Raw genomic sequence first — 16308 nt, 5'->3', positions numbered from 1 at the left:
AAAGGCCCGACGTCCCGACGCGCCGCGTCGCCGTCGCGACTCGGAACCGGGCCGCCGGGCGGATGCAACCTGAAACCGCCGGCCGGCACGCCCGATCCGCCCAGACAGGGAGACCGCGATGACCCGCATCGAACTCACCCGCACCGAACGGCTCCTGCTGGCCGCCGCCGCAGTGCGCGGCGCCGCCGCCGGCGCCGTCAGAGCCGTGACCACCTGGCTCATCGACCGATTCCTCACCCCTTGAGCGGAGAGCGGGCGCATCCCCCGACCGATGCGCCCGCTCCCACCTCCCACGCCACCAAGGCAGGGGCACCCATATGGGTAATAGGCACCCGTCCCGCGGCAGGCTGACAATCACGCCCAACGGCTATTCCCAGAGCGTTGTCCTGCCAGCAAAGGGTTTCGACGTTGGACAGCAACGAATTCGTGTGGGCGAACATCGGCGTCGCCGTCGGCGAGCTGGTGTTCCTGTCACTTTCGGCGAGGTACGCCTTGCGCGCCACCCGGCGTGTACGCGACCGGAGCCGGTTACGGAGCTTCCGCCGGACGGCGCAGGCCGCACACGGGATCGTGGTCGACAACCAGGCGGAATGGCTCCAGGGCCACACCAGCGTGATGGCCTTGGACTCCGCCATCGCCGTGAGCTCGAACGCCGGTGGCGCCGTCTTCCGGCCGGTGGTGCGTTTCGAGACCCAGGACGGTACTCCCGTGACGTTCGCCGGCCGTACCCCGAGCAGCCGCCAATGGATCGTCGGCTCGTCCGTTCCGGTGAGCTATGACCCCGGCAACCCGTCCAACTCGGAAGTCACCGGCGAAACGAGAATCCGCCATCCCCTATGGCCCCTGCTGAAACTCATCCTGTGCCTCATGGTGCTGGCCTATCTCGTCGCCGCGCAGGCCTTCTACCTGATGCAAGGGGTCAACGAGTAGCCCCTGACCGCCCGATCGCCACCGTCGCCGAGCGGCCGACGCGGTACCAACGGACAGGTTGCCCACCACCGCGTGCATCGTGCCCGCAGAAATGGCCGTGCTACGGCCCTGCCGAGCCGACCCCGGTCATCATGCACGCACCCCGGCACGCTGGCGGAACAGCTCGATCCTTCGTCCCCCGGCGGACCGGCAGGCCGTTGTTCAGCACATCGGGGCGTCCACCACATCCGATTCCGCCCTGGCACATGACCCGGTCTGCTCACGGTGGGTGCCGGGTGACTGGGGCGGCAGGGTGCTAGTGCGGCGGCCGTCACCCGCGTCCGGGAGGCCGGTCGTGCATGGGTGCCGAGCTCGACGGTGTCTATGGCGTCGCGACCGACCACCGCCGCACCCTGCGACACCTGATCAGCGCCAACGACCAGGGCGCGGAGTGGACGACTGCGGGCATCTGCTTGGCTGAGGGCATGGCGGTGCAGGCGGAACTGGTCGGCTTCACCATCGGCGCGCTGATCGCCGTGGTCACCGCCCCGTCGGGGTGTCGGGAGCGGTATTCCTGCTTCCGGCGCAGCTCAGCGTGCTGGGGGTTCCGAGCCCCGCCGTCACGCCGACCAACCTGCTGTTCAACGTGGTCGCCGGTCCGGCCGCCCTGGCCCGCCATCACCGCCAGGGGGATCTCGCGGGCCCGCTGACCCGGCTGCTGATTGCCGGGACGCTGCCCGGCGTGATGCTCGGAGCGTCCATCAGAGTGTTCGTGGTCCCTGGCCCCACGGTCTTCCGCGTTCTGGTCGCCCTGCTCCTGCTGCCGTTGGGCCTGTGGCTGTGCGTCCGCGCCGTGCGTCCGCCCAAGCACCAAACCGGTCAGCCGTCCACACGCTTCATCACCGTGTTCGCGCTGGCGGTCGGCACCGTCGGAGGCATATACGGGATCGGCGGCGGCTCCATCCTCGGCCCCATCCTGGTGGGCCGCGGTATGCCCATCGCCCGTGTCGCTCCGGCCGCGCTCGCATCCACTTTCCTCACTTCGCTGGTGGGCGCGGGCACGTACGCGGTCCTCTCGCTCACGCCCAGCCGTTGACGGCACCGAGCCGAGGGACCCGCCGATGTGTATCACCGCCCCTTCCCAGAAGTGCGAGCTCAACGAGTGTTGGGGGCTTCGAGCGGCGTCGATTTGAGGGGTTGACGGTGCCGGTGGGGCAATTTACGCTCCAGAAAGCGCTTTCTGAGGAGGGTCGATGAAGGGCTCTGCCAGCCGCCGGCGCCTGCTCGCCGTCCACGGAACGGCCGCCGGGCCGACGGGGCTCGGCAGGTTCCCGGACGGCCAGAGCGGCGTCACCCGCCAAGATGCCGATCCCGGTCCCGGGGTCACGCCGCCCGACCTCGTCCCGGAGACCCGAGGCCCGGATCAAGGCGGTCTCCCTTCCGACACGGTTGCCACGCATGCCTAAACGGGCGCCTATGCGGCAGTCCAGACGCATCGGCCGCATCCGCTGTGCGGTTCCCGGCTGTTCGCCATGCCATCGAGAAAGCGCTTTCACGTCTGAGGCGGCGGCGCCTGCGCGGCAGCCCGTGGCAGCGCGGCGGCTCGGCGTCGCGCTCGGGAGGCCGCCCGCCCCGGCCCCGGCGCCGACGCCGCGCGGCCCGGCGCCTCGCGGGGCCGGGGCTTCCGGGGGCTGGCTGCCTTGACGTCTGGCCGCTTCGACGGTTGTCCGTTTCGGCGTCCGGTCCGATCAGGGGCCGGGCCCGATGACCTGCACCACTGACCGCTGATCTTCGTAAAGGAGCGAGGGCATGGAGACAGGACGGCGCGCGTTTCTCGCGGGGACGCTGGGGGCGGCACTGGCGGGCACGATGCCCGGATGGGCGGCTCCCGCATGGGCGGCGCAAGGGCTGGAGGCCGGGACTCTCCGTCTGGACTTCGGCGGCGCGACGCCGGAGCCGGCGCCGGGCTACGTGCGGGTCGGGACGGAGGCCTACACCGAGGCGCGGGGATACGGCTGGGTCTCGGCGGACGGGCTCAGCATCCGTGACCGGGGCGGTGATGCTCCGCAGCGCGACTTCGTGTTCGGCAAAGCGGCCCATGTGTTCCGGATCGGGAGTCTGGCGCCGGGCCGCTACCGCCTGCGCGTCCTGTCCGGCGACCTGACGTTCGCCGACCACTTCACCCGGCTGCGGGTGCCGGGGGTGGACGGCGGCGAGCCGCTGCCGGTGCTGCATCCGAGCTACGCGCAGTTCGCCGAGCTGACTGCGACGCTCGTCGTCCCGGAGGGCGGCACGGGGGTCGACGTCACCGTGGACTCGCCCGCGGACAACTGGGTCGTCAACGCGCTGGTCATCGAGCCTGCGGCAGCTCCCGAGCCGGTCCGGGTCACCTTCACCGATGCCCCGGTCACCAGCACCTGGGGGCCGATCCTGACCACACCGGATCCGACGGCGCCGCTGCTCGACGGCCACCGGTCGCGGTCGGCGGGCGGCCGGGTCCGGCCCACCGGCCTCGGGCGGGGCGACTATCTGCGGCTGATCGCGAGCGAGGTGGACTTCTGGAAGGCCGGGCAGGACGCCGACGGCGCGATCATCGATCCCTACCGGAACCGTGAGTTCCAGTACAGCACGCCCGCCTTCGCCCACGCCGCCGCGGCCCTGGTCGTGTACGCCGGACGGAAGGACCTCCTGAAACAGGCCGCGCTCGCGCTGGACTGGTCGGCCCGGGAACTCGCCGAGCGCACAGCCGCGGACGGCCACGAGGACTTCTTCGCGCCGATGCTCGCCCATGCGATCCGGCTGCTGGAACCGCATGTCCCCACGGCGCGCTCCGCGGCCTGGAAGAACGACATCGGCCGATTCGACCCGTTCGCCACCTACCGTTCGGGCATCGGTGCCAACAACTGGAACATCGTCGCCGCCAGCGGTGAGGCGCTGTTCCAGAGGATGGGCCTGCGGGCGGCGTCCGACCGCTACCCCGAGGTGAGCTTCGCCGCGCAGGGCAGGCACTTCGACACCTCCTACGGGCTCTATCTGGAAGGCCCGATGCCCTATGACCACTTCCCGCGCCTCTGGCTCGGAGATCTCATCGCGCGGGGGTACACCGGCCCGTACCGGGCCGAGCTGACCGAGGCCCTCCGCCGTGCGGCCATCACCAGCCTCTTCATGCAGTCGCCGAACGGCGAGCTGCCCGCCGGTGGCAGGTCCGCGCACCACCAGTGGAATGAGGCGGAGCAGTGCGTGACCTACGAGGTCTTCGCGGCACGCGCGCTGGCCGCAGGCGACAGGGAACTGGCCGCCTACTTCAAGCGGGGCGCGCACCTCGCGCTGCGCTCCATGTTCCGCTGGGTGCGTCCGAGCGGCGAAATGCAGATCGTCAAGAACTGGATGGACCCGGCGCAGAGCTTCGGATACGAGTCCTATTCGGGCCACTCGCAGTACAACCTGCTGCCGATGTCGATGCTGGCCATCGCGTACGAACACGCGGCCACGACCGAGCGCGTCAGCGAACGGCCCGCCCCCGCGGACACCGGTGGCTACGTCCTGCACATCGAGCCGCTGCACAAGGTCTTCGCGAACGCCGGTGGCGGCTACGTGGAGATCGACACCGCCGGCGACCACCACTACGACGCGACGGGGTTCATCCGCGCGCACTTCGCGGGCCACTCACCGCAGCTCGGGTCGAGCGACTCGCTGCTGGCCGCGCCGAGCTACCGGATACCGGACGGCCCCAGGCCGCCGACGACCGGGATGGGCGTGGCGTGGGAGGTCGGCCCCGGCCAGTGGCGCCACTTCGGCGAGCTCGAACCGGACCTGACGCGGGACGCCGTCGTACGCCCGACCCGGCTGCGCGGCGACGACGTCAGGTTCACCGTCCGGTACGAGGGTGATTTCGGCGGCGGCGTCACGATGGTCGAGGAGCGCTTCGCGGTCACCCCGCGGGAAACCCGGGTCACCACGATCCTCCGCGGCTACGACGGGCCGGTGCGGCGCGTGGCACCGGTGCTCTCCCACGACGGACGCACTCCCGGCACGATCCAGGTCCAGGGGGACGCGGTGCGTGTCTGGCAGCAGGGCGAGCACGGCACCTCCAAGCTCACCTACCGCATGCCCGGCGCCGCGTCGGTCGTGGTCGGCAGCGAGGAATACGGCAACCACAACGGTCTGATGCGGCTCGCCGTCGGCGAGTACGCCGCGGGTGCGGCCGCCGCGGGCGTCACCCTCGTCATCGCCCCGCAGGGCGACGGGCGGATCTAGTGCGCGCGGACCCCTGGTGCGATGTGGGTGGCCGGGCATGACTCGCCGTAGGACGGCTCACTCGATGTCTGTACCGCCCGGGACGTCATCGGGCGGTACGTCCGACCTGACCCGGACGTACCGGACCGCGTGGCGCCACCGGCGGTGCTCGACGGCCGCGTCCACGCTGATCTCCACCACGACGTCCGGGACGACGCGCGTGTAGGCGGCCGGCCGCTCGGCGCCGGGCAGGCCGCCCGCCCAGCCCGGGGGCAGCTCGGCGGGCCAGGGATGGTCCTGGCCCGCCGCCGTCAGGACGCCGCCCAGGTCCGCTCGGGCGGCGGGCGGCAGCGGGGTGGACCGGGCGACCACGCGCAGCCGGCCGTCCGGTTCGTACCGGCCGAGGACCAGGGTCTGCGGGGCGGTCACCGTCCCGGTGACGCCGCCGATGATCGCCTCGGTGGTGAGGCGGTGCTTCACCTTCCACCACCCGCGCCTGCCCTCCCGGTACACACCGTCCGCGGCCTTGACCACCAGGCCCTCGATCCCTTGGGCGGTCAGCACCTCGAACCACAACCGCGCCTCGCCGACGTCGCGCAGTTGCGGGCAGAGCACGACCCGGGACGTCCCAGGGAGCTCGGCCAGCAACTCCTCCAGTACCGCCCGCCGCCGTGACAGGGGCCGGGGACGGTGGTCCACCCCACCGGTCTCCAGGACGTCGAACACCACGTAGTGGCACGGCTCGGCGACCGCCAGGTCGGCGCGCCGGCGGCCGGCCGCGTGGCGGCGCTGCAGCGCACCGAAATCCAGGCGCCCGTCGCCTCCCCACCGGACGATCTCGCCGTCGACGACGGTGCCGGGCGGGACGGCCTCGAAGACCGCCGTCACCACATCGGGAAAGGCGCCGTTCAACCGTTTGCGGCGGCGCGACCACAGATGCACGCCGCCGTCCTCGTCCACGATCGCCAGCGTACGGAACCCGTCCCACTTGGGTTCGTAGCGGCAACCACCCGGACACGCCCGTTCCTCGGGGACGCGGTCGACGGCGGTCGCCAGCATCGGGGCGACGGACGCACGGATGTGCACGGCGTCAACGTCCCCGAAGCCGGCTCATGGCCTACGGCTACCCTGCCGCCTCACCCCCACAGCGGCCCGGCACCATCCTTGAGCCGGCGATGACCAGGTCATTGCTTCGCGCTGAGCCACCCGGAGCGGTGCGGTGTCAGAAGGTCGTCGGGGCCAGGTATCGCAGGACGATGACATCGGCGCCACGAACCGGGGTGGACGCGGTGAACGAGCCATAGGGGCAGTCGCGAGGCACCAGGTGCTCGACCGCGAGGGGGGCGTGGCGCGCACATCCAGGCACGGGGTGTCGATCGTCCAGCGTGCGGTCGTACGGCTGTTCAGGGTGTGGCATGAGACATCTCCTGCGGCATCGACAGGGCCGGTCCCATCGCTACCGCCTGGCAGCCGAAGTAAACATGGCCGATTTGCCCCGATATAGGGCGAATGATCCGCGAATGTGGATCTTCACACGGGCGCCGTCTCGCGTTACGGTCCGGGGAGTTCCTTCAGCCCCTCGCCCTGTGGTGGTCCCATGGAGTCGCTCGAGAACTTTTTGGCGGATGTCAGCAGTTTCGTCTGGGGTCCGTGGCTGCTGATCCCGCTACTGCTGCTGACCGGCCTGTACCTCACCATCCTTCTGCGCGGCCTGCAGTTCCGGCATTTCCGCCTGGCCTTCTGGCTGGCGTTCTTCAAGCGCAAGGAAGACGACGATGTCGACGGCGACATCGCGCATTACCAGGCGCTGACGACGGCGCTGGCCGCCACCGTGGGCGTCGGCAACATCGCGGGTGTGGCGACCGCCATCGCGCTCGGCGGGCCCGGCGCCGTGTTCTGGATGTGGTTCACGGGCCTGGTCGGCATGGCGACCAAGTACAGCGAGGCCTTCCTCGGCGTGCGGTTCCGGCGCACCGACGCCGCCGGGGAGCAGAGCGGCGGCCCCATGCACTACCTGCGGGAGGGCATCCAGGGCCGTCTCGGCTGGTTCCTGGGCGGGTTCTTCGCGATCGCCGGCGCCATCGCGGCCTTCGGGATCGGGAACATGGTGCAGGCCAACACCGTCGCCGAGAACGTCGAGGACGAGTGGGGGCTGGCGCCGTGGGCGACCGGCCTGATCGTGACGGTGCTGGCCGGCGCGGTCATCCTGGGCGGCATCAAGAGCATCGGCCGGATCACCAGCGCCTTCGTCCCGATCATGATCGTCTTCTACATCGTGGGCGCCGCCGCGGTCCTGGCGTTCAAGATCGAGGAACTGCCCGGGGCGATCGGGCTCATCTTCACCGACGCCTTCTCGGGGACGTCGGCGACCGGCGGGTTCGTGGGCGCCGGGGTGGCCGCCGCCATCCGCTACGGCGTGGCGCGGGGGATCTTCTCCAACGAGTCCGGGCTCGGCACCGGCGGCATCGCCGCGGCCGCCGCCAAGACGACCCACCCGGTGCGGCAGGCGCTGGTGTCGATGACGCAGACCTTCATCGACACCCTGGTCGTGGTGAGCTTCACCGCCCTGACGATCATCGTGACCGACTCCTGGAAGATCGGTGGCGAGGACGAGGCCGCCACCTTCACCGCACGCGCCTTCGACGAGGGGCTCCCCGGCGACTGGGGCAGCGTCATCGTCACCCTCGGCGTGCTGTTCTTCGCCTTCTCCACGCTGCTGGGCTGGTCCTACTACGGCGAGCGCTGCATGGAGTACCTGTTCGGGCGGCGTGCCGTCCTGCCGTACCGGCTGGTGTTCATCGTGGCGGTCTACATCGGCTCGGTCTCGACGCTGACCGCGGTGTGGACGTTCTCGGACGTGATGAACGGGCTGATGGCGCTTCCCAACCTCGTCGGCCTGCTGATCCTGAGCCCGCTGGTCTGGCGGGAGACCCGCGCCTACTTCCAGGAACGTCCGAAGGAAGAGGAGCCCGCCGACGCCGGCAAGGCCTGAGCGCCGGCGTCGTCCCATCATGATGTGCGCGGCGGCCCACCGGGCGGTGGGCCGCCGCGCCGCGGTCAGAGGTAGCGGAGCCAGAGGTACGGGGTCGCGAGAGCCACCGTGATGACGGTGACGATCAGGCCGTACTTGGTGAAGTGCCAGAAGCTGATCGGCGTCCCGTTGCGGGCGGCGATGCCGAGGACGACGACGTTGGCGCTGGCGCCGATGGCGGTGGCGTTGCCGCCCAGGTCGGCGCCGAGGGCGAGGGCCCACCACAGCACGTCGCCGTCACCGCTGGGCTGCTGCTGGACGAGGTCGGCGACGATCGGGCTCATCGTGGCGACGTAGGGGATGTTGTCCACGATCGCCGAGAGCCCCGCCGAGGCCCACAGCAGCAGCATCGTCGCGAACCCGAGACGGCCCTCGGTGGCGTCCGCGGCGGCGCGGGAGACGTCGCCGATGACCCCGGTCTCCACCAGCCCGCCGACCATGACGAACAGGCCCGCGAAGAAGACGAGGGTGGGCCATTCGACCTCTTCCAGCGCCTGCTCGGTGGTGACCTTGGTCGCGGCCACCAGGATGCCCGCGCCCAGCAGGGCGACGACGGACGGTTCGTAGTGCAGCACGGGGTGGAGCACGAACGCGGCGACCACGAGCCCGAGGATGATCAGGCTCTGCCACAGCAGCCGCCGGTCGGTGATCGCCTCCTTCTCCTGCAGGGTCATGACGTCGGCGGCGCGCTTGGGGTCGTAGACGAACGCCCCCCGGAACAGCCAGCGGCACAGCAGGCAGAACACCACCATGAGCACCACGACCAGCGGGGCGAGGTGGACCAGGAAGTCGTTGAAGGACAGGCCGGCGCGGCTGGCGATGATGATGTTGGGCGGGTCGCCGACCAGAGTGGCGGTGCCGCCGATGTTCGACGCCATCACCTCGGCGATCAGGTACGGGACGACGTTCAGCGCGAGCCGCTCGCACACCAGGAAGGTGACGGGGGCGATGAGCAGCACGGTGGTGACGTTGTCCAGCAGCGCCGAGGCGACCGCGGTGATGACCGTCAGCATCACCATCAGCCGGTAGGGCCTGCCGCGAGCGCGCTTGGCCGCCCAGATCGCCACGTACTCGAACACGCCGGTCTGCCGGAGCACCGAGACGATCACCATCATCCCGAGCAGCAGGAAGATGACGTTCCAGTCCACGCCCGACTCGGTGGAGAAGAACGCCTTCTCCGCGTCGGTGATGTGGAACAGCAGCATCAGCCCGGCGCCGCCGAGCGCGACCGCGGTGCGGTGGATCTTCTCCGTGGCGATCAGGACGTAGGCGGCGGCGAATATGGCGATGGCGGCGGCAGCGGCCAAAGGTCAGCTCCTGATCATTCCGGGTGCTTCGGGTCGGCTGTGTCGTCCGGCGGTGCGGTCCGGGCCGGCCGCCGGACCAGGGTGCGGGCCCTGCCGAACCAGGCCGGCACCTCCCGCTCGTCGTCGAAGCCGCGGGCGACGACGATGTCGGTGGAGGAGTGGGCCAGGATCGACAGCATGATCGTCACGCCGACGAGGTGGAAGATCTCCTCGCCGGCGGCGATCCCCGCCTCAAGGACGAGCAGCCCGTATACGACGGAGGCGAACCCCTTGGGGCCGAACCACATCACGGCCACCTGTTCCCGCATGGTCAACCGGGAACCCAGGAACGACACCCAGATCGCCACCGGGCGCGCGACCACCAGGGCCAGGACCGCGAAGACCCAGCCCGTCCAGCCGACGTCACCGAGGAACGCGGGCGACAGCAGCGCGCCGAACACCAGCAGCGCGGCGAGCTTGAGCAGCTCGGCGACCAGCTCGCCGAACTCCTCGAACGCCTCCCGGTGGCCGCGTCCCATCGTCGCGACGGTGACCCCGGCGGCGAAGGCGGCCAGGAACAGGTTGCCGTGGGTGGCCTGCGCCGTCGCCAGCACCAGCAGCCCGATCGCGACCGCGTTCAGCGGTTCGTACTTGGGGGCGATCGCGAACCAGCGGGTCCGCTCCAACATGATCGCGGCCCACGGGATCACCACGCCGATGGCCACCCCGCCGGCCAGCTCGACGCCCAGCTCGCCCAGGTGCAGGTCTTCTTCACCCTGGGCGATGGCGAGGAACAGCACGACGAACGGCAGGACGAGCCCGTCGTTGACGCCCGACTCCACATTGAGGAGATGGCGCAGCCGGGGCGGCACCTTGTCGTTGCCGACCAGCGCGGCGGCGAACACCGGGTCGGTGGGGGTGAGGATCGCCGCTATCAGCAGCGACTCCACCCAGCCCAGCCCCACCACGTACCGCGCGAGAACCGCCGTGACCAGCAACGTCAGCGGCAGCCCCCAGCCAAGGGCACGACCCGGCAGGCGCCACGCGCTGCGCAGGTCCTGCCAGCCGGCGTGCATACCGTCGGTGAACAGCACCGCGAACAGCGCCAGCTCCGCCAGCCCGCCCACCAGCTCGTCCCCGGGCTGGAGCGAGATCACGTCCGTGACGCCGTCACCCAGCAGGAAGCCGCCGACCAGGAACAGCGCCGCCGTGGACAGCACGGTGCGGTGCGCGAGGCTGGACACCAGCACCGCCAGCAGCAACATGGCGGCGAAGCACAGCAGGAGGCTCGTCATGCCGGGGTTCCTTCAGGAAGGCGGATACCACATGCCGACCAGACTTCCCGGCTCACCAGGGACAGACCCTAACGGGATCCGGGGACATCCGCTACGCCCGCCCCCCGCGGTCGGAGCGCCGGTGTCGGATACGTTGCAGGTGTGCGCGCCCGAGACCTCGCCGTCGAGTACCCCACCGTGACGCCCGAAAGCAGTGCGCTGGACGCGGCCCGGCTGCTGGCCGGACACCGCCTCCCCGGCCTTCTCGTCGTCGACGCCGAAAACCGCCCGGTCGCCGTCATTCCGGGCTCCCAGCTGCTGCGGTACACCATCCCGCAACACGTCCGGGACGACCCCACCCTCGCCCGCGTCTACGACGAGCGGCACGCCGACCAGCTCTGCGGCCGGCTCGCCGGCAAGCACGTCGCCGATCTGCTGGCCGAGGAGCGCATGCGGCTCCCCGTGGTCGACGCGGACGCCACCGCCATGGAGATCGCCAGCGTCATGGCGGCGGCCCGCAGCCCCGTGGTGGCGGTCTCCGGCGAGCCCGACCGCACCGACGCCCCGATGATCGGCGTCATCACCGCGTCCCACCTCCTCGACCGCCTCCTCCCGGCCGTCCCGCCCGACGCGGGCTAGGTCGACTCCGCCAGGCGCGCACGGGTGCGGGCCGGTGCCGAGGGCGGGAGGGTGTCGAGGACGCCGGCCAGGGTGACGCCGGAGAGGCTGTCCCGCCAGGCCTGGTGCGCCTCGGCCATCTTCGCGGCGAGGACGCAGGTGTTCCGGCAGTCCTCGGGCGGCAGCGCGCCCCGGCCCTGCTGACGGATCTCGCGGCACTCGTACGGCGAGGACGCGCCGTCGACGGCCTCGACGATCTGCAGGAGCGTGATCTCGGAGGCGGGGCGCGCGAGCCGGAACCCGCCGCGCGGGCCCGCCGTCGCGGCGAGCAGACCGGCTCTGACGAGGGCCTTCAGCTGCTTGGCGAGATAGGGCGCCGGCAGGTCGTAGTACTGCGCCAGCTGCGCCGTCGACGCGCTGGCTCCCGGCTCCAGCTGGGCCAGCGTGGTCGCGCAGTGCAGAACCCATTCGGTGCTTACAGGCAGCTTCACACCCAGGAGTCTATCGTAGATATCGTGGATCTATATTATCCATGATAGCCTTCAGGTCGCTCGCCAGAACAAGGGAGACCACCATGCGGATCGCCGTCGCCGGCGCGACCGGGAACATCGGAACGCTCACCGTCGCCGCTCTCGAGCGGGACGGCCACGAGGCAGTGCGCATCAGCCGCTCGCTGGGCGTGGACCTGACCACCGGCGACGGCCTCGACGACGCGCTGGCCGGCGTGGACGCGGTCATCGACGCCACCAACAGCACCGCGGCCGACCCGGCCGAGACGGTGGCCTACTTCGGTGCCGTCACACGGAACCTGCTCGCCGCCGAGGACCGGGCCGGTGTCGCGCACCATGTGCTGCTGTCGATCGCGGGGGTCGACCGCATCGAAGGCAACGCGCACTACGCCGGCAAGCGCGAGCAGGAGCGCCTGGTGGCCGCCGGTCCGGTGCCCTGGACGATCGTCCCGGCCACGCAGTTCCACGACTTCGCCGCGATGGTGGCGAGCTGGACCGAGCAGGACGGCGCCGCCACGATCGCGCCGCTGCTGGTCCAGCCGGTCGCGCCCGCGGACGTGGCCGGCGTGCTCGCCGAGATCGCGACGGGACGGCCGCGGGGGCGCTACGGCGACGTCGCCGGGCCCGAACCGCAGGACCTGGTCGACATGGCCCGGCGCACCAACCAGGCGCTCGGCCGCACGGTGAAGCTGGTTCCCACGTGGTCGGCCATTTTCAGTGCGGAGGCCGCCGGCGACGTGCTCCTGCCCGGCCCGGACGCCCGCATCATGCCCACCACCTTCGACCAGTGGCTCGCCGAGCAGCGATAGACCGTCCGAGATCACGATTGGGCATCCCGCGGCACCCCCGGCGGGGCATTGTGGCGTCCTAGAACGGATCACGGCCTCTCCGCCCACCGGAAGGAATCGCACCTGCCATGTCGCCCTCTGAACCGGTATCGGAGTTACCGTCACCCGAGGACATCTGGACCTATGGCGGCGTGGTGGCGGCCCTGGTCAGGGGAGGGATGGGGATCGCCTCCTGCCGGGTCGGCGCCTCGGGCCTGGACTTCGACGACGGCGGTGGCAACCGGTGGACGCTGACCTGGGTCGATGACGAGCGCGCCGTCCTCGTCGGCGCCGACCACGAGTTCAGCCGGACGGCCTGGCACGACCCTCCGATCGACTTCCTGGCGGACGCGCCGGACTGGTTCCCGCACGCCTGGTTCCGGGAGGTCGACGACGGGGCGCTCGGATTCGTCTTCTGGTGGGACGGCGGCGGCTGGGACCGCAGCCCCTATCCGGAGACGGCCGGGGACGACGGGAGCGCCATCGCCAAGAAGTTCAGCAGTGACGACTCCGTCCACGACCTGTTCAGCGATGGCGACTGGGACGACGAGGCCCTGGACGCCCTCGACGACCTGATCGCCGCCGCCGAGGAATGCTCGGTGGACGAGGCTGTCCTGTCCAGGGTGTTCGAACGGTTCGGCGCGCGGCGGTACGACCTCGCCGCGGCGCTGGCGTGCGCCGAGGAAGCCGGGCTGACCCCGGACAGCCGGCGCGTGCGCGTCCTGCCGTACGAGACAAGGGAGGTGCGCCGCTTCCTTCCCGCGGATGCCCCGCCCCCAGAATTTCCGGACCTCGGCGAGGCGCTGGCGAGCGCCGCCGACGATCCGCCGGAGGCGCGGCGGCGGGTCGTCGGGTCCGCCGTCGACCTGCCCGCGTGGCTCGTTCCGGCGTTCTTCGAGCACGCCTGCCGGACGTTCCACGTGGCCGGGCACGGGGCCCTGGGCTCGGCGTTCTTGCGCAAGGCCTGGGAGGCCGAGGACTCCTTCGCCGACCTGTTCGGACTTGCCCCCGACACGGCCCGGTCGCACCGCACGGTGCTGGAACTGCTGCCGGCCGGGGCGTTCGCACCGGACCTGGTACGCGAGTATCTGGCCCGGTTGTCCGCTCGTCCCGACGCCGCCGCGCATGCCGAGGCGCGTGAGGTCGCGGACGCGGTCTTCGCCCTCGGCGCCGTCCCCGATCCCGGCTTGATCACCGACCTGGTCGCGGTGGCGGACGCGGCCGGGACGGAGGGCACGGCCGAGGAGGACTGGGTCGCCGAACGGCTGCTCCGGCACGACCTGCTGCGGCGTTCGGCGCGGCCCGTCTGGGAGGCCGTGCGAAGCGCGATGCGGCGGGTGTGCTACGACTCCGCCGACCTGCGCGACCTTCTGATCGCCGCCGACCCGGGCCGGGGGGACGCCCTGGAGCAGGTCCGCCTCGAATGGCTGCGCCTGCTGGCCTGGAGCAGGGCGGGCGCCCACCTGTCTCCGGAATGGTTCGTCTCCCTGGGCCCGGCGCCTGCGGAACCGCTCGCCTCTCTCGTCGACCAGGCCACCGACCGCCTCTTCGCCCCGTCCGCGGGCGGGGGACCGGTCAGGAGCGCGGAGCCGCTGGCGTTTCGCAACCTCGACAAGAATCGTCCCGAGGGCGGGCCGGCCTGGGTCCGGAGAGACGATCTCGACGAGCCGGCCAGGCGCCTGCGGGACGACCCCGCCGGGTTCCGCGACGAACTCGACTGGTTCGTCCGCACCGTGACCTACTACGCCTCCAACGCGACCTACCTGGGCCGCTTCTGCGGGGTGCGCGAGCTCGGGGAGGCACTCGCGGGGCGCGTCCGGGAATGGACCGCGCAGGTCTCGGCCGGTGACCTCCTCGGCCTGGAGATCGCGCTGCCCCACCTGGTGCCGCTCGCCGACGCCGGGCACACCGGCATCGATCCGGACGCGTTCGCCGGCCTCGACATCAGCGACCCCGTCGACGTCGTGTACCGGGCGCTTCGCACCGGCCTTCCCGAAGAGCTGGCCCCGCCCGTCGCCCCGCGGCCCGGCAAGGCGCGGGTGGTCGCGACCCAGCACCTCGACCTGCTCACCGTGGCGATCGGGAGCAGCGTCGAAGTGCACGGCCCGGACGGCGTCGTCCACCGCGGCAAGGTGGCCTCGGCCGCCGGACGCCCCTGGTACGACGGCGAGTCCTTCTACGTCTCCAGCAGCGACGTGTCCACTGGAACGCGCCGGACCCTGCGCGTGGTGAACGCGGAGGAGCTCGCCTACGACCCGGAGGCCCGCGACCGCTGGCCGGACGCCCCGTCCAGCGTCGAGGTGACCTTCCCCGGCGCCGCCGAGCCCGCCTCCGTCCGGCTTCACGGGGCGATGATCCATATCATCGCCCCGGACGGGTCGCTGACCGCCCGGGTCCGCTACCGCGATTCCCAGAGCATCGAGGAACCGCTGGTGCCGCCGCCCGGCTGGTGGCCCCGACTCGTCCCGGCCGACGTCGCCGGGTCGCAGGCCCTGCGCGGGCTGACACGCGAGGTCGCCGAGCAGCTGGTGGACGCGGCGCTGCACGGCCCGGCCGAACGCGCCGCCGCACTCGACCGCCTGCTCCCCACCGTCACCGAGCCGCGGCTCAGGAGCGCGATCGACGACCTCGTGCGACGCGCGGCCGAGGTGCTCCCCGGCGCGATGCGGCTCCGCGACCGGCTCGGCATCGACCGTCCCGAGCGGGCGCCCTCCCTGATCCGCAGGGAATCCGGACCGTCCGGCGCACGCGACGACGCCACGGTCATCGCGGCGCGCATCGTGGCCAGGGCGCTGGCGGACGCCGCCGACCCGGGCACGCCGCACCTCCTTCGCGCGATGGCGCTGCCGCCCGGCTTCGACCCCGTCCTGTTCACCTTCGGCAAGCTCGGAGCCGAGGCGCTGACGGCCGCCTGGCCCTGGACGCCCGCCCGAGACCGCGACCGGTCGCTGATCACTCTGCGGACCTGGGGCGACATCCCCTGGGGTGATGGCAGCGGGCGATGGCGGCTGCACCAACTCGCGTTCACCGGCGGGAACCGCGATCGGGACGGCGAGCTGTGGCGGACGCCGTCCGGTTCCCTTTTCCTGCAGCCCGCCCAGATCGGTCGCCACCGGGGAGCCTGGGCCGTCGAACACTCGCCGGACGGCCGCTTCGAGCCCCTCGACCTGCCCGGTCACACCGAGCTGAATCCCGCCGTCCCGCAGGGTTGGGGCGGCGCCCGGATCACGGAGTTCGTCCGGCTGCTCGCCGAGCGCGGGCCGGCGCCCTACGACGTCGCCGGCGTCCGCGACCTGGCCGCACGCACCGGACTCCCTCTTCCCGAGGTCGCCTCAGCGGCCTTCGGCTACCCGTTCATGGCGGGCGACGAGGCCGAACTGGAGCGCTATCCGGCGGAGATCCTCGACCTCTACGCCGATCCCGGCACCGGTGAGCGCGGCCACAAGACCCAGCGGTCCTACCGGCTCGACCGCGAACTCCGCGAGGTCCTGATGCCCGAGGACCCCGCCGACCTGTGGACGACCGGCCCCGCCTACGACCGCGCCGCCGAGTGGTGGCGCACCACCGGCTCCCACCACGACGACACCCCCACCCCTTGACCAAGCGGGCGGGCCGGTC

General features: G+C 71.6%; 14 protein-coding genes. 9 read left to right on the top strand and 5 right to left on the bottom strand.

Annotated features, from left to right (window positions below; all coding sequences use genetic code 11):
- Nucleotides 1–118 precede the first annotated feature (118 nt).
- From BM339_RS51455 to BM339_RS18090, 5 genes are all read left to right on the top strand, one after another.
- Complete coding sequence (locus BM339_RS51455; RefSeq protein ID WP_021599262.1) at nt 119–244, top strand: hypothetical protein; 126 nt, start codon at nt 119–121, stop codon at nt 242–244.
- A 164-nt stretch (nt 245–408) separates the two neighbouring features.
- On the top strand, nt 409–930 hold the full coding sequence (locus BM339_RS18105; protein ID WP_021599263.1) for a DUF3592 domain-containing protein: 522 nt from the start codon (nt 409–411) through the stop codon (nt 928–930).
- 535 nt (nt 931–1465) lie between these two features.
- Nucleotides 1466–2005 (top strand): TSUP family transporter, encoded by a 540-nt coding sequence (locus BM339_RS18100; protein WP_218163678.1) that lies wholly within the window; start codon nt 1466–1468, stop codon nt 2003–2005.
- A gap of 157 nt (nt 2006–2162) precedes the next feature.
- Nucleotides 2163–2375 carry a hypothetical protein gene (locus tag BM339_RS18095; protein WP_075021594.1) on the top strand — a complete coding sequence of 71 codons (213 nt, stop codon included), beginning with the start codon at nt 2163–2165 and terminating at the stop codon, nt 2373–2375.
- Nucleotides 2376–2718: 343 nt separating this feature from the next.
- Nucleotides 2719–5166, top strand: a complete 2448-nt coding sequence (locus BM339_RS18090; protein WP_075021593.1) for a hypothetical protein — start codon at nt 2719–2721, stop codon at nt 5164–5166.
- Nucleotides 5167–5223: 57 nt separating this feature from the next.
- Here the strand turns inward: BM339_RS18090 and BM339_RS18085 are convergent, their stop codons facing one another.
- A complete protein-coding gene (locus BM339_RS18085; RefSeq protein ID WP_256255388.1) occupies nt 5224–6231 on the bottom strand; it encodes an ATP-dependent DNA ligase in 1008 nt (335 codons plus the stop codon).
- A gap of 136 nt (nt 6232–6367) precedes the next feature.
- On the bottom strand, nt 6368–6562 hold the full coding sequence (locus BM339_RS48755; protein WP_143118487.1) for a hypothetical protein: 195 nt from the start codon (nt 6560–6562) through the stop codon (nt 6368–6370).
- Between the two features lie 180 nt (nt 6563–6742).
- Here BM339_RS48755 and BM339_RS18080 point away from each other — a divergent pair, with 180 nt between their 5' ends.
- Complete coding sequence (locus BM339_RS18080) at nt 6743–8137, top strand: alanine/glycine:cation symporter family protein (protein WP_021592792.1); 1395 nt, start codon at nt 6743–6745, stop codon at nt 8135–8137.
- A 65-nt stretch (nt 8138–8202) separates the two neighbouring features.
- On the opposite strand, the gene BM339_RS18075 is transcribed toward BM339_RS18080, so the two are convergent.
- The gene (locus BM339_RS18075; RefSeq protein WP_075021592.1) at nt 8203–9483 is read right to left on the bottom strand and encodes an ArsB/NhaD family transporter; all 1281 of its coding nucleotides are present in this window, start codon (nt 9481–9483) and stop codon (nt 8203–8205) included.
- Nucleotides 9484–9497: 14 nt separating this feature from the next.
- A complete protein-coding gene (locus BM339_RS18070; RefSeq protein WP_021592794.1) occupies nt 9498–10757 on the bottom strand; it encodes a cation:proton antiporter in 1260 nt (419 codons plus the stop codon).
- 141 nt (nt 10758–10898) lie between these two features.
- On the opposite strand from BM339_RS18070, the gene BM339_RS18065 reads away from it, so the two are divergent.
- A complete protein-coding gene (locus tag BM339_RS18065) occupies nt 10899–11375 on the top strand; it encodes a CBS domain-containing protein (protein ID WP_021592795.1) in 477 nt (158 codons plus the stop codon).
- On the opposite strand, the gene BM339_RS18060 is transcribed toward BM339_RS18065, so the two are convergent.
- The gene (locus BM339_RS18060) at nt 11372–11845 is read right to left on the bottom strand and encodes an RrF2 family transcriptional regulator (protein ID WP_075021591.1); all 474 of its coding nucleotides are present in this window, start codon (nt 11843–11845) and stop codon (nt 11372–11374) included. The genes BM339_RS18065 and BM339_RS18060 overlap by 4 nt on opposite strands.
- A gap of 83 nt (nt 11846–11928) precedes the next feature.
- On the opposite strand from BM339_RS18060, the gene BM339_RS18055 reads away from it, so the two are divergent.
- Together BM339_RS18055 and BM339_RS18050 are read left to right on the top strand one after the other, a co-directional pair.
- Nucleotides 11929–12672, top strand: coding sequence for an SDR family oxidoreductase (locus tag BM339_RS18055; protein WP_021592797.1), 744 nt, complete (start codon nt 11929–11931; stop codon nt 12670–12672).
- A 197-nt stretch (nt 12673–12869) separates the two neighbouring features.
- On the top strand, nt 12870–16289 hold the full coding sequence (locus BM339_RS18050) for a hypothetical protein (protein WP_075021590.1): 3420 nt from the start codon (nt 12870–12872) through the stop codon (nt 16287–16289).
- Nucleotides 16290–16308 lie beyond the last annotated feature (19 nt).

Origin of the sequence: Actinomadura madurae (genome assembly GCF_900115095.1) — a bacterium.
Taxonomy (GTDB): domain Bacteria; phylum Actinomycetota; class Actinomycetes; order Streptosporangiales; family Streptosporangiaceae; genus Spirillospora; species Spirillospora madurae.
The sequence above is the reverse complement of the archived record's forward strand: the minus strand, read 5'-3'. Positions and strand labels throughout refer to the sequence as shown.